The 18,170-nt window shown below is 45.0% G+C and carries 16 protein-coding genes; 9 read left to right on the top strand and 7 right to left on the bottom strand.

The annotated features are described in order from the left end of the window. Positions 1–102 precede the first annotated feature (102 nt). Positions 103–1,842 (top strand): glycoside hydrolase family 36 protein, encoded by a 1,740-nt coding sequence (locus R7Z77_RS02155; protein WP_213967365.1) that lies wholly within the window; start codon positions 103–105, stop codon positions 1,840–1,842. A gap of 77 nt (positions 1,843–1,919) precedes the next feature. Here R7Z77_RS02155 and R7Z77_RS02150 read toward each other — a convergent pair whose 3' ends face one another. After that, positions 1,920–3,134: a putative manganese transporter gene (locus R7Z77_RS02150; RefSeq protein ID WP_025766868.1), complete on the bottom strand. Its 1,215-nt coding sequence runs from the start codon at positions 3,132–3,134 to the stop codon at positions 1,920–1,922. Positions 3,135–3,320: 186 nt separating this feature from the next. On the opposite strand from R7Z77_RS02150, the gene R7Z77_RS02145 reads away from it, so the two are divergent. Both R7Z77_RS02145 and R7Z77_RS02140 read left to right on the top strand, forming a co-directional pair. After that, entirely contained in the window at positions 3,321–4,226 is a 906-nt protein-coding gene (locus R7Z77_RS02145; protein ID WP_017634678.1) for a manganese-dependent inorganic pyrophosphatase, read from the top strand. Positions 4,227–4,294: 68 nt separating this feature from the next. Next, a complete protein-coding gene (locus tag R7Z77_RS02140) occupies positions 4,295–4,684 on the top strand; it encodes a DUF2750 domain-containing protein (protein ID WP_005378129.1) in 390 nt (129 codons plus the stop codon). An 82-nt stretch (positions 4,685–4,766) separates the two neighbouring features. Here R7Z77_RS02140 and R7Z77_RS02135 read toward each other — a convergent pair whose 3' ends face one another. From R7Z77_RS02135 to pspF, 6 genes are all read right to left on the bottom strand, one after another. After that, on the bottom strand, positions 4,767–5,558 hold the full coding sequence (locus R7Z77_RS02135) for an ATP-binding cassette domain-containing protein (protein WP_005393308.1): 792 nt from the start codon (positions 5,556–5,558) through the stop codon (positions 4,767–4,769). Beyond that, on the bottom strand, positions 5,555–6,550 hold the full coding sequence (locus tag R7Z77_RS02130; protein WP_005378126.1) for an oligopeptide/dipeptide ABC transporter ATP-binding protein: 996 nt from the start codon (positions 6,548–6,550) through the stop codon (positions 5,555–5,557). Before R7Z77_RS02130 ends, R7Z77_RS02135 begins: the two co-directional genes overlap by 4 nt. After that, on the bottom strand, positions 6,550–7,437 hold the full coding sequence (locus R7Z77_RS02125; protein ID WP_005378123.1) for an ABC transporter permease subunit: 888 nt from the start codon (positions 7,435–7,437) through the stop codon (positions 6,550–6,552). The genes R7Z77_RS02130 and R7Z77_RS02125 overlap by 1 nt, the downstream gene beginning before the upstream one ends. Then, a complete protein-coding gene (locus R7Z77_RS02120) occupies positions 7,424–8,386 on the bottom strand; it encodes an ABC transporter permease (RefSeq protein ID WP_005378122.1) in 963 nt (320 codons plus the stop codon). Before R7Z77_RS02120 ends, R7Z77_RS02125 begins: the two co-directional genes overlap by 14 nt. Next, positions 8,386–10,005 carry an ABC transporter substrate-binding protein SapA gene (sapA, locus tag R7Z77_RS02115; RefSeq protein WP_064353806.1) on the bottom strand — a complete coding sequence of 540 codons (1,620 nt, stop codon included), beginning with the start codon at positions 10,003–10,005 and terminating at the stop codon, positions 8,386–8,388. The genes R7Z77_RS02120 and sapA overlap by 1 nt, the downstream gene beginning before the upstream one ends. Positions 10,006–10,210: 205 nt before the next feature. Then, positions 10,211–11,218: a phage shock protein operon transcriptional activator gene (pspF, locus tag R7Z77_RS02110; RefSeq protein WP_017820869.1), complete on the bottom strand. Its 1,008-nt coding sequence runs from the start codon at positions 11,216–11,218 to the stop codon at positions 10,211–10,213. A 232-nt stretch (positions 11,219–11,450) separates the two neighbouring features. Here pspF and pspA point away from each other — a divergent pair, with 232 nt between their 5' ends. The 6 genes from pspA (at position 11,451) to vmeI (ending at position 18,151) form a co-directional block, all read left to right on the top strand. Continuing rightward, entirely contained in the window at positions 11,451–12,122 is a 672-nt protein-coding gene (pspA, locus tag R7Z77_RS02105) for a phage shock protein PspA (protein WP_213967366.1), read from the top strand. Between the two features lie 14 nt (positions 12,123–12,136). Beyond that, positions 12,137–12,370, top strand: a complete 234-nt coding sequence (gene pspB / locus R7Z77_RS02100; protein ID WP_005378117.1) for an envelope stress response membrane protein PspB — start codon at positions 12,137–12,139, stop codon at positions 12,368–12,370. Continuing rightward, positions 12,363–12,752 (top strand): envelope stress response membrane protein PspC, encoded by a 390-nt coding sequence (pspC, locus tag R7Z77_RS02095; protein WP_064353807.1) that lies wholly within the window; start codon positions 12,363–12,365, stop codon positions 12,750–12,752. The genes pspB and pspC overlap by 8 nt, the downstream gene beginning before the upstream one ends. Positions 12,753–12,913: 161 nt before the next feature. Beyond that, a complete protein-coding gene (locus R7Z77_RS02090; RefSeq protein WP_064353808.1) occupies positions 12,914–13,945 on the top strand; it encodes an efflux RND transporter periplasmic adaptor subunit in 1,032 nt (343 codons plus the stop codon). A 1-nt stretch (position 13,946) separates the two neighbouring features. Further along, a complete protein-coding gene (locus R7Z77_RS02085) occupies positions 13,947–15,044 on the top strand; it encodes an efflux RND transporter periplasmic adaptor subunit (RefSeq protein ID WP_064353809.1) in 1,098 nt (365 codons plus the stop codon). Further along, complete coding sequence (gene vmeI, locus R7Z77_RS02080) at positions 15,041–18,151, top strand: efflux RND transporter permease subunit VmeI (protein ID WP_213967367.1); 3,111 nt, start codon at positions 15,041–15,043, stop codon at positions 18,149–18,151. The genes R7Z77_RS02085 and vmeI overlap by 4 nt, the downstream gene beginning before the upstream one ends. Positions 18,152–18,170 lie beyond the last annotated feature (19 nt).

Genomic DNA, 18,170 nt, shown 5'->3' with positions numbered 1-18,170 from the left:
TTAAACGAGACTGGTATTCGTGATGATGGTAACGAATTGGGTGAGACAAGCAGGAGATAATGCGCCAAGCTAAACAATAATAATTAAGTGAGTAGACTCTTTATGGCTCAGAGCATTCAATTAGCAAATCACACTGAGATCACTGTGAATAACAATGACTTCCAAGTTGAAGTCGAGGGTAATCAATTACATTTTTCTTTTGCTGGCCTTCACAATAAAACCTTTACGGACCGTGAAGTGTTATTCGAAATGCCGTTTTTGTACGAGCACGAGGCCAACGTAATTGGGGATGGTTTTCAAATGTTGGCGCAAACGGCGGGAACGATCAATCACCCCGTTGATATTGGTCGCTGCCCAGACAATAATCCTTCTTATCGAATCTACCCTAAAAATGCACCTAAGCGTTATTACAACTATTTAGTGGTGGAAGGTTCAGCGGGCTACACATTATTTGGCTTCACATCATGTCATCGCTTTGCAGGCTATTTTGATGTTGTGCTGCGTGATGGGCATTGGGTTTTATCAGCCGCAATTGATGGTGAGTTGACTCAAGTGGCGGATTGGGAAAGTAATCAACTTGAATCCGTGGCGGTACTCTGTGGTCAATCGGTGTCCGAGCTTTATCAAACCTATGGCGAGATGATTGCAAAGCATCATCCTGTTCGCCAAGGTGTGACACAAGATGCGCCTGTTGGTTGGTGTTCGTGGTACGCGTACTACGCAGACGTGACAGAGCAAAACATCATGCAGAACGTTGATTGCATGCAAGATAAGCTCGAAGACCTGGAGTGGGTACTTCTGGATGATGGCTATCAAGCCTTTATGGGCGATTGGTTAACCCCATCAGATAAGTTTTCTGGTGGCGTAAAAGAGCTCATTCATAGTATCCGTGCAAAAGGCAAAAAGCCGGCGATTTGGATGGCGCCCTTTATTGCTCAGCCTGAGTCGGAGATCTTCAAACAGCATCCAGATTGGTTTGTTCGCCACAAAGATGGAAGCTTACTTAAAGCAGAAGATGTCACATACGGTGGTTGGCGCTGCACACCTTGGTACATACTCGATACCTCAAATCCAGAAGTGCAAGACCATCTGACGAATGTAGTCTCTGTCATGAGACAAGAGTGGGGCGTTGAGTTGTTCAAGCTAGACGCGAACTATTGGGGCACCTTAAAAGGTGTTCGTAAACAATCTGGTATTACAGGCGTTGAGGCGTATCGCTTAGGAATGGAAGCGATTGCCAAAGGCGCTGGTGATGCGTGGCTTTTAGGTTGCAACGCGCCAATGTGGCCATCTCTGGGGCTTGTGGATGCAATGCGTGTTTCTGACGATGTAGAGCGTCATAGTCGTCGATTCGAGCAGATAGCCAGAGAAACCTTTTACCGTAGTTGGCAGCACCGAAAACTGTGGCAAATTGACCCGGATTGCGCGACATTCACTTCATTAGCTAATCAATCTGCATCCAGAGAAGAGTATGAATTTCATCGCACGGTGTTATTAGCGAGTGGTGGTTTGCTGCTGTCTGGCGACCCACTCCCTGAGATTACGCCGTTTGCTAAGAAGACACTGGCTAAGCTCATGTTACGTCAACAACGTAACCAGCAATCTGCAAAGTTTACCGCTTTGAGTTTAAATCACACGTTTTTAAAACTAACGACGAAGAATGACCTCCATTGTTTGTTTAATTATGCGAGTTACGGAGCGATGGAATTTACGCTGACGTCTGATCAACCGGTGGACTGGTATGATTACTGGACAGGGGAAAAGCTAAACCAAGAACCTTGCCAGTTGTTAATGGTGAGCGTGGATAAAGGGCTCAATGCGAAAGCGATCGTTACAGCATAACGTGAAGTAAATCGCCTAATACCAAGATCAAGAAAGGAGCCTATTGCGGCTCCTTTCTCGTTTTGATGCTCTGGGCGTTAGAACTCGAATAAAAAGTAATACCCGTATCCAACAATAAACGCAGGAATGGACGAATAAATAGTCGCGACCAAAGCAGCTTTCGGTGCCATAGCAATGGCGGGGAATAGGGCGTCACCATCGTTAGAAATCGCATTTGCCAATTGCGCCGAAAGTGGCGCTGCACCAGAGATGTACAGGCTAGTGACTAAAATTTGCGGTCCGCAACCAGGCAACATACCAATGGCTAGGCCAGCTAATGGCATCCATATCCCCCAATGAGAAAAGGTTTCTACGAGGTCGATTCCAGAAAAATAGGTCGTCAGTTCAAACGCCAGAAAAGCGACGATCACCCAAGCACTGACGAAGTTTGTGTCTTGAGCCGCTTTTTGAATTGGATGCGAGTCCACAATTTTTTCATCTTCAGAGACCGTTGACTGATAATCGCCGAGCTCTTTTGTCATAGCCCACAACGACATTGTGATCACCGCGAAGATAGCGCCCAGCCATTCAATGGTGTTGGCTTTCAAAGATAGCAACTGATTAATATCTATTTGGAAAGACATTAACACAGCAACGACACTAGCAGGCACAATAAGCCATTTCCAAAATGCGCCTTGTAGATTGATTGCACGTTGTTCAAGAGGCGTGTGTCGGTCTGTCTGGTGTTGGCAACAAGCATGTGTCTGAGGTGCTTCTTTTGGTTCTGGTCGCAGAAAGTTATCAGCATGAAAAGCATTAACGACTAACCCTGAAAGAGTACCCACGATAATGCCTAATCCAACCACGCCTAATCCAACACTTGGTTTGGCGGCAAGAAGTAAAAAGGCAGCGTCACCCATTGTTGAAGTAAGTACCGCGACAATCGCACCAAATCCCACTCGGCCACTAATAAATTGCGTTGTCACAACAATAGCGCCACCACAGCCAGGCAAAGCACCCAACAAAGAAGCAAAGAAAACCTGATGATTACGCGAGCGATGATATAGCTCGGTAATTCGATTGGTTTTCGACATAAAGTTTGAAAGATAATGATAAATAGCCAATGTGGCAGCAACATAGCATGACACTGCCCAGAATGAGTCGGATAGCGTCTGTACGGCTACGTCACGTGTATTTTCATTGCCTAGCAAAATGAGCATGACGATAGGGATCAGCAATCGCTTATAAGCTAAACGAAACTGAGTAGGCTGAAACAACTGTTGTGCAGAGTGTAATAATTGGGTCGCGTTCATCGTTTACTCAAATGCAAATAGGAATAATTATCATTATATGTAAATGAGATTTATTCGCAATAGCATTGTGAACTTTTCTTCGTGTCAAACTCTTTGAAATCAGGTAAAGTATCGGCCTTTGTGAGCAAACACGCCCTAATTAACTGTATTAGGCGGCGTATAAAATTGACTTGAATAGGAAGAAACATGATTCTAGTTGTAGGTCATAAGAACCCAGACAGTGACAGTATTTGTAGTGCACTCGTTGCAACTGAACTTCTAAAAGCGCGTGGCGTTGAAGCTATGCCAATTCGCCAAGGCGAAATCAACCGTGAAACTCAGCACATCCTAGAAGTTGCTGGCGCTGAAGTTCCTGAGCTTCGCACATCAGTTGCGGGTGAGACCGTTTGGCTAGTAGATTACTCAGATCTAGCACAAGCACCAGACGATATCGCAGAAGCTGAAATTGCGGGTATTGTTGACCACCACCGTCTAGGTGACGTGATGACAGTAAACCCAATGGAAGCATGGATCTGGCCTGTTGGTTGTACCAACACTGTTCTATTCAACATGTTCAAGATTGAAGGCCACGCGATTACTCCACAAATTGCTAAGCTAATGATGTCAGCAATTCTATCTGACACAGTAGGTTTTGCTTCTCCAACTTGTACACAAAAAGACAAAGATGCCGTTGCTGAATTAGCGGCAATCGCAGACGTACAAGATGTGGACGCGTTCACTAAAGATCTTCTAATTGCTAAAACAAACATCGAAGGTCTATCAGCGGCTGAGCTTGTTGAGAAAGACCTTAAAGGTTACCCATTCAACGGTCGTGACGTAGTGGTTGGTCAGGTTGAACTTGCAACTCTTGAGCAAGTTGACGGTATGATCGAAGCACTAGAAGCAGACCTAGAATCTCGTTGTGAGAAAGATAACCTAGCGTTCGCTGCTGTAATGCTAACAGACATCACGACTGCTCAAACTCGTCTTCTATACAAAGGTGAGTGGGCTGAGAAGCTTGTTAAGCACGAAAAAGACGGCATGCTAATGATGGAAAACACGCTAAGCCGTAAGAAGCAAGGTTGGCCTTGGCTTCAAACTGAACTAGCTTAATTTTCTAGCATATACTTTAAATGCCCGCTTAGCTGCGGGCATTTTTCTATGGGAAATAGGAGACGAATATGTCTGAGCAACTGACCCAAGAGCAGATGGATACCATTAATCGCTACAACGAAGAGCAACGTTTAAAGTACTGCGTAAAAGAGATTGTGGCGAATCGTAAGGTTTGGATTCTGAAAGACGAACATGGCTGTGTCATGTTAAATACAGAAGATGATGATTGTGTACCAGTATGGCCAAACGAAGAGTTTGCTTTGCAATGGGCGAATGGTGATTGGGAAGATTGCGAGCCAGAAGCGATCTCTTTAAACAAGTGGCACAGCCGTTGGACCTCTGGTCTAGAGGATGACGAGCTATCGATTGTTGTATTCCCAAATCAAAATGAAGAAGGGGTCGTATTGTTTCCTGACGAGTTTGATTTTGAACTACGCAAACAAGCGAGCCGCCGTTAGTTTTTTGATTAGTCCCCATGCAATAAAGAAGCCTGCGTTAAAGCAGGCTTCTTTACATTTGCACGATTACATTTTTGATAAGCTATTTTGTTTGATGGCTTGGCGCTTTATAAAAGTGGCTTTCGACTAGTCTTTGAGTAATAGGATGCTCGGGATGAGTCAGTACTTGGTTGGTCTCGCCAAACTCGACCACTTCACCTTCATGCATCACCATCACTTTATCAGTAATATGCTTAACAATGCCAATGTGCTGAGACACGTACACAAATGACAATCCCATCTCTTCTTGCAACTCGAGGAATAAGTTAATGATCTGCGAGCGCATTGCCATATCCAAACCGTTTAACGCCTCATCAGCGACAATGATGGAAGGTTGAAGAATAAGTGCACGAGCCAAACATACGCGCTGTTTTTGACCGGCAGCTAGCATTTGTGGATAAAAATAGGCGTGCTCAGGCAGCAATCCTACGCGGAGCAGGGTGTTCTTTACACGCTGCATGCGCGCATCTGGCGGCATGTTGGTATTTCGCTTTAGCGGACCTTCTAAAATACGACCAATCTGGATACGTGGGTTTAACGATGTGTTTGGATCTTGGAAAATCATGCGGATGAGCTTGCAGCGTGTCGCGTAATCTTTGTGCTCCAATCGTTCGCCATTCACACGGATCTCTCCGGAGCTTGGTTCAACAACGCCAGCAAGCATACGAGCTAGTGTGGATTTTCCTGACCCGTTTTGACCAATAAAACCAATAGTTTGTCCTGGCTCTAAAGTAAAGCTTACCGGTTTAACTGCCTCATTAACCTGACGTTTGAACAGACGGGAGCGCGTAACAAATTGCTTCGATAAATTATCGACTTCAAGTAACGCACTCATGACTTTTTCTCCGTGTTCAATGGAAAGTGGCAGTTAAATTTATGATTCTTAATTCGTCTGGTGTGTGGAATTTCTACACATTGTTTCTGCGCATATGGGCAACGTGGTCCGAGGCGACAACCGATAGGCAGATGCTGCAATGGCGGAATCGAGCCCGGTAGGGATTGGAGTTTTTGCTTGTGTGGTACCCAATCATTAAAGTCAGGCATCGCTTTAAGCAAGGCATCGGTGTACGGGTGCTTGGGTGCCGCAATGATTTTACTGGTATCGGCAGACTCCACCGACTGACCACAATACATTACCGTAATACGTCCTGCCCACTGTGTTATGGTCGCTAAGTCGTGGCCGATAAGCAAAATGGTTGTGTTATTAAGTTGGTTCATGCGGCTCAACAGACGCAAAATTTGCGATTGAGTAATCGGGTCTAAGTCGTTGGTTGGCTCATCTGCGATCAGCAACTTTGGTTTGGTCGCTATCGCCATGGCAATCATGACTTTTTGACACTCACCATCAGTCAGTTCATAAGGGTAGCTACCCATTAAACGCTTGTGATCTTTAATACCCACTTTATGCAAAAGCGCGATGGCCTGTTTTTTACGCCATTTAAATCGCTCCCACCATTTCCCTTCAAATGCGCGAGATGGAATGGATTCAATCAATTGACGCCCGACTTCCTCTGAAGGGTCAAGACAAGTTGAAGGCTCTTGGAAAATCATCGCAATATCACGAGCAATGACGCGCCGACGCTCTTTTGGTGTAAGCTGAAGCAAGTCAATATTGCCAAGGCGCATACGGTCTGCGGTGATGCGCCAGTTATCTTTACTTACCCCGACAATCGCTTTTGCAACTAAGCTTTTCCCTGAACCAGACTCACCTACAAGACCACGAATTTCGCCTTCGTTCAAAGTTAGGCTCATTCGGTCAACGGCTTTGACCAACCCTTGAGGTGTTTCGATCTCAATGGTCAAATGTCGAATATCTAACAACGGCATTATTCGATCCCCGCATTAAGCGCTTGACGTACACCTTCACCTACTAAGTTTAGGGTAATAACAGTAAACATGATGGTCAGGCCGGGTAGGGTCACTGTCCAAGGTGCAATATAAATAAGCTCGACAGAGTCACCTAATATTGCTCCCCACTCGGTGCTTGGGGCCTGTGCACCTAGGCCAAGAAAACCCAGTGCCGTAATATCTAAAATCGCAGCAGACAGCGCGAGTGTGATTTCAGCGGCAATGACCGTCAGAATGTTAGGAAGAATTGAACTCCACAGTAAGTAGAAATCATTAGCGCCATCAAGGCGTGCCGCCATTATGTAGTCTTTTTCAACTTCGGTGTGGACTGCGATATAAACAGAGCGAATAAAACGCGGAATCAATGCCAAGCAGATTGCGAGTAAAATATTGAACCCACCAAAGCCGAGAAATGCTACAAAAATGATTGCTAATAAGAGCGACGGGATAGACATGACGGTATCGAGCAAGTGGTTGAGAGTACTCGACAGTAAGCCTTTCGTCATACCTGCCAATACGCCAATTAAACAGCCTACAACGGCAGCAATTGCGGTGATGGCGACAGCAGCGCCAAATGTTAGCTGAGAGCCCATAATCAGGCGCGAAAGAATATCTCTACCTAAGTCATCGGTCCCCAAAAAGTAATCAACCGTTCCTGCAGGGGCCCATGATGGCGGCACAAGCAACTCACCTGACTGTGCTTGGGCGTCAAATGGTGCAAGTAGGGGCGCAAAAATGGTAATAAGGACGATAAACACCAAGCACCACAAGCCAAACATGGCTAGTCCGTTGGCGCGGTAGCTTCGCCAAAAACGCTCAAACTGTGTTGGAATGCGCTCTTCCTGATAAACGTTATTTGTTAGCATACCATTCCTTTCGAACTAAAGGGTTAATCATCGCGCCAATCAAATCCGAGAGTATGTTAGCGGTAAGAACCAAAGTCGCAAGTACCATCACGCCAGCTTGGATAGATGCATAGTCTTGGCTTGCTAGCGCATCTAAAAGCCAACGACCAATACCTGGCCAGTTAAAAATAGACTCCGTGATGATAGCTAAGGTAATCATACTCGAAAGTTGAACACCAACTTTGGGAATGATAGGCGGTATCGCATTCCGCAATACATGTTGAGTTACGATTTCGCGGTTCGAAAGACCTTTGATTCTCGCTGCACGGATGTAGTTTTGGCTCATCACTTCCGCTACCGAGGAGCGCATTAGTCCGACAACCTGGGTGGTTGGAGCCAAAGCGAGCACCAAACATGGCAGTACCATATGCTCAATAACGCTTTGCAGTGCGTGAGCGCGGTATTCGCCTTTCGCCATGAATGCGTCGATAATGGCAAACCCGGTTACATGATCAATTTCGTAAAGTAAATCATACCGTCCCGCAACGGGAAAGAGTTGGTATTCCAATGAAAAGACCATGATAAGTAGCAGAGCTACCCAAAAAATTGGGGCGGAATAACCAGACATCGACATGAATGAAATGCTGGTGTCGAGCCATTTACCTTGCTTCATCCCAGCCACGGTTCCAAGTGGAATACCGATCAAAAGGGACACCAAAAAGGCAAAAAAGCACAGTTCCAAAGTGGCAGGGAATACGACGGCGAGCTCGTCATAAATCGCGTTGCCGTTTTTACTTATGCCAAAATCAAGCTGAGAAAGGTTGATTAAGTAAGTTTGCCAACCAGACCAAAAATCAACGTTTGCCCAGTGCGAGAGAGGGTCAAGGCGAAGCAGAGAAAAACCCACTAATGTAAGGATCATCAAAGTGATGATAAATAGGTTAAAGCGTCGAACGGTATACCAAAACATCAGTGAATTCTCTCAACTCTATCAAACGGTTGGGCATTGAAAGGGCTTGATTTGAAGCCTGTCAGCGATTTGTCGTGCACACGGAACTGCACGCCATGCGCCAGAGGAATAACCGGGAACTCTTGATTCAAAATGTTCTGTGCTTGGCGATATAGGTTCAAACGGTAACGCGGTTCTTGAGTTTCTAACGCCAAATCGAGCAAGAAATCGAAGTCATCGTTACACCACATGGACACGTTAAGGCCAACGCGGTCAGACTCGCAAGATAATAAAGGGCGGAAAAAGTTGTCAGGATCCCCGGTATCACCAATCCAACCAGTTAAAAGTAAATCGATATCGTTGATGTTCTCCAAATCCACACGTTCAAACCTATCATCGGTCAGTAGCGTTAATTTAACCCCAATATCGGCAAAATTCGCTTGGATTAACTCCGCAGTCTTACGAGGGCTTGGGTTAAAAGCACGTGGTTCAAGTGGTACCCACATGGTCAATTCTAGGCCGTCTTCGTAGCCTGCATCTCGAAGTAGTGCCAATGCATAATTCCGGTCATAACGAATTTTTACACTGTCTTTTTGATAAGCCCATGAATTAGGTGGTAGCAAGGTATAAGCTTGGGAGCCAGTTCCGTAGTAAACCGAATCTAAAATATTTTGACGGTTGATCGCTAAGTTAAGTGCTTGGCGAACTCGAGCATCACTCAGCGCGGTGGTTTCTGTGTTTATCGCAATAAAGGAAACGTTGTTAGCCGGTGTAGCCGTCAGCTCAAGGTTGTCATTTTCTTGAATGACAGGTATTTGGCTCGAAATAGGTGAAGAGAGTACGTCACACTCGTTTCTTAAAAGTTTAGCTAATGTACCCGTGCCTCTGTGAGAGATATCGAACACCACTTGTTCCATTTTTGCTGGTGACTTCCAGTAATTAGAATGACGCTCTAATCGAATCAAATCGTTCACTTGGTACTCTTTTAATTGATAAGGGCCGGTACCGATAGGAAGTTGGTCGATTTCTTCTTTATGATCTTTTGCTGCCAATTGCTGTCCATACTCCGCAGACAAGATAACCGCATGGCTGGTGGCAATATTGGCCAAGAAAGAAAAGTTTGGCTGAGATAACGTAAACCTTACCGTATGCTCATCTATTGCAACCACGTCTTGGAGTAGGTTTTGAAAATCTAACCCTGCAAACCATGGATAAAAACCACCACCTACTTGGTGAAAAGGATGGTCTACATCGATGATTCGCTTGAAGCTAAATACCACATCTTTTGTATTCAATGGGCGAGTGGGTGTGAACCAAGGCGTGGTTTGGAATTGAACACCACGTTTAAGCTTAAACGTGTATTCCGTCCCTGATTCATTTACTGACCAACTCTCGGCGATGCTTGCCACGGGCTGATGTGATTTAGGATCGAGCGTGAGCAGCGTATCGTACAGCTGCGGGCTCAGAGCCTCTGCGGTAATACCGCTATCAATAAGCTGAGGGTTAAACGTGGTCGGCTTACCCTGTCCGCAAAACACAAAGCCAGCTTTGCGAATATCATTGTGGTCAATTTCATCGCCGCAAGCGGTCAGTAGGCTAATCCCAATAAGGCTCAGCGATAATCTTATAAAAGCATTCATAATATGAAATGTTCATTGGATCTTGCTCGTTTCGTTTGATCTTACTCTTTCAAAGCTAACAAGCGAAAATGATCTCGCTAATTTATCACCTTTGTGAACTCGCTCCAAACATAAAATCCATACACTGTAAGGTGTTATGCCATAAATGCATGCGAATTAGAGCGCAGTCACGAGCTCGTGTATTGATTGAGTACTCTCGGTCAAGTTAGCTTTGTCCGACCAAACCATATTTTCTAACCATCCCTCGTAATTGGTGATAGCTCAAGCCAAGTAGCTCGGCTGCTTGTCGTTGATTAAACTTGGCTTCTTCCAATGCACGATTGAGTAAATGGATATCTTGTTCCTCTTGCCATTGTTTATAGTCTAGAGGGAATTGGATGGTGTTGCTTGATGCTTCCTCTTCTTGTTGTTCTGCTTGTTTTGCACTATGGCCAAGCGCGCTGTGCCAAACCGTTTCAAAAGGATTGAAAACCAGTTCATCAATTGGGTGAGCATTCAGACCATGTTGGTAAATCGCACGTTCAATCACGTTTTTTAGTTCGCGGACGTTACCGGGCCATTCATATTCAATAAGCGACTGCTGCGCTTTTGGGGTAAAACCGACAAAGTATTCCAGTTGCAGTTCACGACACATTTTCATCGCGTAGTGCTCTGCTAAAGAGAGAATGTCTTCTTTGCGCTCGCGAAGAGGCGGCAACATAATGACATCGAAGGCTAGCCTGTCGAGCAGATCTGCACGAAAATCACCTTGCTCTGCCAATTTTGGTAGGTCGGCATTGGTTGCACAAACAAGTCGAACATCCGCATTGAGAGCGGTATGACCGCCAACTCGCTCATATTCACCATATTCAATGACACGTAATAGCTTTTCTTGAACTAAAAGTGGTGCGGTTGCCAGTTCGTCAAGAAACAAAGTACCGCCCTCGGCACGCTCGAAACGCCCTTTATGTTTACCTTTAGAGCCCGTGAAGGAGCCGGATTCATGTCCAAACAATTCGGAATCTATTAGCCCTTCGCTTAATGTCGCACAGTTGAGTGATAGTAGTGGTTTATCCCAACGTCTTGATAAATAATGCAAACGCTGAGCGATGAGTTCTTTACCCGTACCTCGTTCACCAATGATGAGGACAGGGCGCTCAATGGGTGCAAGTTGTGATACTTTATCTAGTACAGCGAGAAAAGCAGGTGATTCACCAATCAGGTTTTGCTTCATAAAGTCCTTCTTATTTAACAGCCGAGCCATGATTTAGAGATAGAGTTGGTAAATTTCACCAACAGTTGGTGAAAAACATCATAGCACAATAGTGTGTAACGACAACAAAATGAATAACAATCTGATTTAAAAGAAAATTATAAGTTGGCACGTTACTTGTTATATATTCAGGGAGACACAAGGTTAATCACCACCTTGTCGAGTTTTAATAGGAAAAAAGAGGAGTTCCGTTATGGGTATTTTTTCTCGATTTGCAGATATCGTTAACTCAAACATCAGTGCATTACTGGACAAGGCGGAAGATCCTGAAAAAATGATCCGTCTTATCATTCAAGAAATGGAAGACACACTTGTTGAAGTGCGTACTAACTCGGCTAAAGCGATTGCAGACAAGAAAGAGTTGGCTCGTAAGGTTGAAACGTTAGAAGAGCAAATTGGCGAATGGGGCCAAAAAGCGAGCTTAGCATTAGTTAAAGAGCGTGAAGATCTAGCTCGTGCAGCGTTAATTGAAAAGCAAAAGCTAGAGCAAGTGATTAAGGGCCTCCACACTGAGCAAACCTTAGTGGAAGAAACGATCGATAAGCTTACTGGCGAGATTGGTAAGTTGGAAAGCAAAATTGCTGAAACGCGCGCAAAACAGCAAGCACTAGCAATTCGTAACCAAACTGCATCTAACCGTCGTGATGTGCAAAAACACCTGCACACTAGCCGTACTAATGAAGCGATGGCGAAATTTGAGCAGTACTCACGTAAAGTGGATGAAATGGAAGCGGAAGCAGACCTGTATGCTCAAACTGGTAATGCTAAATCGCTAAAACAAGAGTTTGCAGAGTTGCAGGCACAAGACGAAATTGAAAAAGAGTTGGCAAAACTGAAAGAACAGATGTCATCGAAAGATAAATAAGAAAGGAGCCATTTATGTCGGCATTTTTTATAGCAGGACCAGTGATTGTCTTTTTAATCTTTGTCGCTCCACTATGGCTCTTCTTACACTATCGCAGCAAACGCAAAACAGATAGTGCACTGTCGAGCCAAGATTTAGAGCGCCTTCAGGTACTATCTGAAAAAGCGGAAGCGATGCAGTCCCGAGTTGATACATTGGAGCGCATCTTGGATGCTGAGTCACCAACATGGAGACGAAAGTATGAATAATCGAGAACTGTATCGTGATCCAGTAAATGGCAAAATCTCCGGTGTTTGCGCCGGAATTGCCAACTACTTTGGTGCAGAAGTTTGGTTGATTCGTATTGTAGTGATTTCTGCAGCGCTGTTAGGTGGTACGTTTTTGGTATTGTTAGCGTACATCGCGATGGCGTTTATGTTAGAAAAGCAACCATTAACGTATTCTGAAAATATCAGAGCTCAGCAAGAGCATACGCTCAAAAGTAAGCCTTGGCAGAAAGGGCAAAGCCCTGATCAACTGCTCAGTGTGTTGGAAAGGGATTTTGACCGTCTTGATGGCAAAATTCGTAACATGGAAGCTTATGTTACGTCTGATACATATAGGGTGAACAGAGAATTCAGTAAGCTCTAGGCATTTTGTATCCAAAGAAGATTTAACTGAAGCAGGCATAAAGCCTGCTTTTTTATCACAAATTACTAATTTTAAAGCACTATTAATCTTTTCTGCTCTGGAAGTTCGTTCAAAATTCATCTACTTTAAAAATAATCCCCCAATTTTTATGGATGAATGTAATGAGAAAATTGCTCATTCCTATTGCCATCTCGGCTGTCTTGTCGGGGTGCGGTAAAGAACTTCCTCCTGTTCCTGAACCTGAATCGCGTCCTGCGAAGCTATTTACAGTATCTGTTGGCAATGCCCAGTTTGAGCGACATTTTCCTGCCACGACGGAAGCTGGCGATAGAGCAGTACTGACATTTCGAGTTCCTGGGCTTCTTCAAACGATAGAAGTGAATGAAGGTCAAGTCGTTAGTAAAGGTGATGTTTTGGCGTCATTAAACCCAGATGAATATTCTCTGCTCGAACAGCAAGCTCGGGCAAATTTTTTGCTCGCAGATGTGCAATACAAGCGATACCAAAAGCTACGTAAAGACCAAGTAGTATCTGAGCAAGATTTTGATGAGGCAAAAGCGAATCACAACTCAGCAAAAGCTCAATGGAATCAAGCAAAGGCAAACTTAAGATATACCAAACTTGTCGCGCCATATGATGGCACTATTTCGTACATTCCAGCAGAAAACCATGAATATGTTGCCGCGAAAGAAGGGGTGATGAATATTCAGTCCAACCAATTCCTCAAAGTGATATTCCAAATCCCAGACTATCTTCTAAATCGTTACACGCAGGGGAGCGATGTCTCTGCCAGAATGATATTTGATGCGTTCCCCGAGCGAGCCTTTGACTTAACCTTTCAGGAAATCGATACAGAAGCCGACCCTAAAACGGGCAGTTACAAAGTCACGATGGTCATGGAGCGGCCAGCAGAAATAGGCCTTTTGCCGGGAATGTCTGGCAATGCTTACCTCCTGTCCAAAAGTGCAGGAGCGACAAAGATTCCTAACTCCGCGTTGCTAGAAGAGAACGGCAAAACATACGTTTGGCGTGTCGATGAGCAAGGCATTGTGTCCAAAGCCGCAATTGAGATGAATGACAAAAATCAAGTGTTAGTTGGGCTTAACGATGGCGACCAAATCATTATCTCGGGTGTCAGTGTAATTGAACCCGGAATTAAGGTAAGAGCGTGGATTAAGGAAAGAGGGTTGTAATATGAAAGGAGTCATCTCTCTAGCGACTTTACTTTCAACGCTTTTTCTCGTTGGCTGTGGGGATAAGGCGCCAGAAAAAGAGCTCGAAACGCCACGAGTTAGAGTTACGTCATTAGCGGGAAACAAGGTGGATGACAACTTGTACTTCCCTGCGGTTGCGAATGCAGCGGATCGCTCTCATTTGAGCTTCAGAGTGGCAGGAGAAGTCAGCAGCATCATGGTAAAAGAGGGCGACAAAGTCACGAAGGGTGATGTTATTGCAACGCTAGATCCCACGGACTATGAGTTGGATGTAGATAATGCGAGTGCGCGTTTTTCTGTTGTCGACAGTCAGTATCGCCGCTCACGCCCTTTGGTTGATAAAGGCCTATTAGCTAAGTCTCAGTTTGATGAAATTGCAGCACAACGACAAATCGCCTTAGCTGAGCTTCAGTTAGCCAAACTTCGTCTATCATTTACTGCCTTAAAAGCGCCCGTGGATGGGGTTATTTCGCGAGTTAATATCGACCAATTCGAAAATGTTCAAGTCGGACAGCATATCGTTAATATTCACAGCTTGGAGCGAGTCGAAGTGTTGATTCAGCTTCCTGACCGCCTCTATGTGAACCAACCGCCAACGGAAGAAAGGCTTACCGCGATCAAAGCATTAGTGCGCGTGCCCAGTGGTAACGAATATAACGCGACGGTAAAAGAATTTACAACCGAACCCGACCCAACAACAGGTACGTTTACTGTCACACTGTCGCTTCCTATGCCGGAAGAAGAGTACATCCTAGATGGTATGGCTGTTGAGGTAACTTCTAAAGACGAGAATGTTGGGCTTGATCTCAACCTAGGAATTAATGTTCCTATCGAAGCCATTTTTAATGCGGATGGTGACGAGCTGGGGCGCGAAAACAAATTTGTTTGGGTACTGAATGACGACAATACGGTATCGCGCAAACAGGTGCGAGCAGGTAAGGCATCTAAAACGTCCATTCAAATCCTTGATGGTCTCATGCTCAAAGACAAAGTTGTGATTGCCGGTGTTTCTCGATTAAGGGATGGCATGAAAGTGGAAGTGATACAGGAAATGGCTACGCAGGAGGCCGGTCTATGAGCGATCTTAATAAATCAGTGCCTCAAAGTGATGATGATGTGACCGGTATTGCTGCGTACTTCATCCGAAATCGCGTCATCAGTTGGATGGTCGCACTGATATTTTTGATTGGTGGTATCGCCGCATTCTTTGGTTTAGGGCGTCTTGAGGACCCTGCTTTTACTATTAAAGATGCGATGGTAGTGACCTCTTACCCTGGTGCGACACCGCAACAAGTCGAAGAAGAAGTGACGTACCCAATCGAAAAAGCGATTCAGCAGCTTACTTATGTTGATGAAGTAAATTCGATTTCTAGCCGAGGCTTATCTCAAATCACGGTCACGATGAAGAACAATTATGGCCCTGATGATCTACCACAAATTTGGGATGAGTTGCGCCGTAAAGTGAACGACCTTAAAGGGACGTTGCCTCCAGGTGTGAATGAACCTCAAGTGATCGATGATTTTGGTGATGTTTACGGGATTTTGTTAGCGGTGACTGGCGACGGTTATAGCTATAAAGAGCTACTAGATTACGTCGATTACTTACGCCGAGAGCTCGAACTGGTTGATGGCGTGAGTAAAGTTTCGGTATCCGGGCAACAGCAAGAACAAGTTTTCATCGAAGTATCGATGAAAAAGCTGAGCAGTATAGGTCTTGCTCCGGATACCGTGTTTAATCTTCTTTCGACGCAAAACGTGGTTTCTGACGCAGGAGCGATCAGAATTGGTGACGAGTACATCAGAATTCAGCCGACTGGCGAGTTCCAGAGTGTGGAGGAGCTGGGTGATTTGTTAATTACTGAGTCGGGCGCTCAGGGGCTCATTTTCTTGAAAGATGTGGCGGAAATAAAACGTGGTTACGTAGAAGTCCCGAATAATATTATTAATTTTAACGGAAGTCTTGCACTAAACGTCGGCGTTTCTTTTGCTGAAGGCGTCAACGTCGTTGAAGTCGGAAAAGCATTTGATCATCGCCTTGCCGAGCTAAAGTACCAGCAACCTGTCGGTATCGAAATTTCGGAAATCTATAGTCAGCCGAAAGAAGTGGATAAATCGGTTAGCGGTTTTGTTGTGAGCTTGGCTCAAGCTGTCGGTATCGTCATTATCGTACTTCTGTTCTTTATGGGGCTACGTTCTGGGCTACTAATCGGTTTAATCTTGCTGCTGACGGTGCTGGGTACGTTCATTTTCATGAAGTATCTCGCGATAGATTTACAGCGGATTTCATTAGGTGCCTTGGTTATCGCGTTAGGTATGCTGGTGGACAATGCCATCGTTGTGGTTGAGGGGATTTTGATTGGTACTCAAAAAGGGCGAACTCGACTCCAAGCAGCGACCGACATTGTTACCCAAACAAAGTGGCCATTACTTGGGGCAACTGTGATTGCGGTAACTGCATTTGCGCCAATTGGACTGTCTGAAGACTCGACGGGCGAATACTGTGGCACTTTATTTACGGTTCTGCTGATCTCTTTAATGTTGAGCTGGTTTACCGCTATTTCGTTGACACCATTCTTTGCTGACATCTTCTTTAAAGGCCAGAAGATTAAACAAGGTGAAGGGGAAGAAAATGATCCATATAACGGGGTTATTTTCGTTATTTATAAAAAGTTTCTTCAGTTTTGTATGCGTCGTGCTTGGTTTACCGTTGTGGTGCTGATTGCGGGATTAGCGGCAAGTGTTTACGGGTTCACCTTTGTGAAGCAAGCGTTTTTCCCATCTTCGACAACGCCGATTTTTCAGTTAGATGTATGGATGCCAGAAGGAACTGATATTCGAGCAACTAACACAACGCTTAAAGAGTTAGAAAGTTGGTTAGCTAAGCAAGAGCATGTTGACCATATCACGACGACCGCGGGTAAAGGCTTACAGCGCTTCATGTTAACGTACGCGCCAGAGAAAAGTTATGCGGCTTATGGTGAGATAACCACTCGTATGGAAAATTACGAAGCGTTAAAACCATTAATGGCGAAGTTTCGAGAGTATTTAAAAGCCAACTACCCAGAAATCAATTACAAGCTCAAACAGATTGAGTTAGGCCCTGGTGGTGGTGCAAAAATTGAAGCTCGCATTATTGGCTCAGATCCAACCGTCCTTCGCACGATAGCCGCTCAGGTCAAGGACATCATGTACGCCGACCCTCAGGCAACAAATATCAGGCATGATTGGCGTGAACGAACCCAAGTTCTTGAACCTCAGTTTAACGAGAGTCAGGCACGTCGCTATGGCATTACCAAATCGGACGTCGATGATTTCTTGTCCATGTCATTCTCTGGAATGACGATAGGCTTATACCGAGACGGCACGACGCTCATGCCTATCGTGGCTCGCTTACCTGAAGATGAACGTATTGATATTCGTAACATCGAAGGCATGAAAATATGGAGTCCAGCACAGAGTGAGTTTATCCCACTTCAACAAGTCACAATGGGTTACGACATGCGTTGGGAGGATCCTATCATCGTACGTAAGAACCGTAAGCGTATGCTCACTGTGATGGCAGACCCTGATATTCTAGGTGAAGAAACCGCATCGACGTTGCAAAAACGTTTACAGCCCCAAATCGAAGCGATTCAAATGCCTCCTGGCTATTCACTAGAGTGGGGTGGTGAATACGAATCTTCTGGTGATGCTCAAGAGTCGCTGTTTACTACCATGCCAATGGGGTACTTGTTCATGTTCTTGATCACTGTATTCCTATTTAACTCTATCAAAGAGCCACTCATTGTTTGGCTTACCGTGCCGCTGGCGTTAATTGGCGTCACCACAGGTTTGTTGGCACTCAACACGCCGTTTGGTTTTATGGCATTGCTCGGCTTCTTAAGCTTATCGGGAATGGTGCTCAAAAATGGCATCGTATTACTGGACCAAATTGAAATTGAAATGAAGTCCGGTAAAGAGGCTTATGACGCGGTCGTTGATGCTGCGGTAAGTCGCGTCCGTCCCGTTTGTATGGCTGCTATCACGACGATCCTTGGTATGATCCCACTGTTGCCAGATATTTTCTTCAAACCAATGGCGGTTACGATTATGTTTGGTTTGGGTTTTGCGACAGTCCTGACACTGATTGTCGTGCCAGTGTTGTATCGTTTGTTCCATAAAGTGGCAGTACCGAAACAGGTTTAGTGCTACTGATATAACGATG

It is taken from the genome of Vibrio sp. 1401 (assembly GCF_033340295.1).
This window is presented reverse-complemented; position numbering and strand designations above follow the sequence as displayed.

Coding starts and splice junctions, on each gene's coding strand:
- R7Z77_RS02155 (WP_213967365.1), top strand. CDS start 103: ATGGCTCAGAGCATTCAATTAGCAAATCACACTGAGATCACTGTGAAT.
- R7Z77_RS02150 (WP_025766868.1), bottom strand. CDS start 3,134: ATGAACGCGACCCAATTATTACACTCTGCACAACAGTTGTTTCAGCCT.
- R7Z77_RS02145 (WP_017634678.1), top strand. CDS start 3,321: ATGATTCTAGTTGTAGGTCATAAGAACCCAGACAGTGACAGTATTTGT.
- R7Z77_RS02140 (WP_005378129.1), top strand. CDS start 4,295: ATGTCTGAGCAACTGACCCAAGAGCAGATGGATACCATTAATCGCTAC.
- R7Z77_RS02135 (WP_005393308.1), bottom strand. CDS start 5,558: ATGAGTGCGTTACTTGAAGTCGATAATTTATCGAAGCAATTTGTTACG.
- R7Z77_RS02130 (WP_005378126.1), bottom strand. CDS start 6,550: ATGCCGTTGTTAGATATTCGACATTTGACCATTGAGATCGAAACACCT.
- R7Z77_RS02125 (WP_005378123.1), bottom strand. CDS start 7,437: ATGCTAACAAATAACGTTTATCAGGAAGAGCGCATTCCAACACAGTTT.
- R7Z77_RS02120 (WP_005378122.1), bottom strand. CDS start 8,386: ATGTTTTGGTATACCGTTCGACGCTTTAACCTATTTATCATCACTTTG.
- sapA (WP_064353806.1), bottom strand. CDS start 10,005: ATGAATGCTTTTATAAGATTATCGCTGAGCCTTATTGGGATTAGCCTA.
- pspF (WP_017820869.1), bottom strand. CDS start 11,218: ATGAAGCAAAACCTGATTGGTGAATCACCTGCTTTTCTCGCTGTACTA.
- pspA (WP_213967366.1), top strand. CDS start 11,451: ATGGGTATTTTTTCTCGATTTGCAGATATCGTTAACTCAAACATCAGT.
- pspB (WP_005378117.1), top strand. CDS start 12,137: ATGTCGGCATTTTTTATAGCAGGACCAGTGATTGTCTTTTTAATCTTT.
- pspC (WP_064353807.1), top strand. CDS start 12,363: ATGAATAATCGAGAACTGTATCGTGATCCAGTAAATGGCAAAATCTCC.
- R7Z77_RS02090 (WP_064353808.1), top strand. CDS start 12,914: ATGAGAAAATTGCTCATTCCTATTGCCATCTCGGCTGTCTTGTCGGGG.
- R7Z77_RS02085 (WP_064353809.1), top strand. CDS start 13,947: ATGAAAGGAGTCATCTCTCTAGCGACTTTACTTTCAACGCTTTTTCTC.
- vmeI (WP_213967367.1), top strand. CDS start 15,041: ATGAGCGATCTTAATAAATCAGTGCCTCAAAGTGATGATGATGTGACC.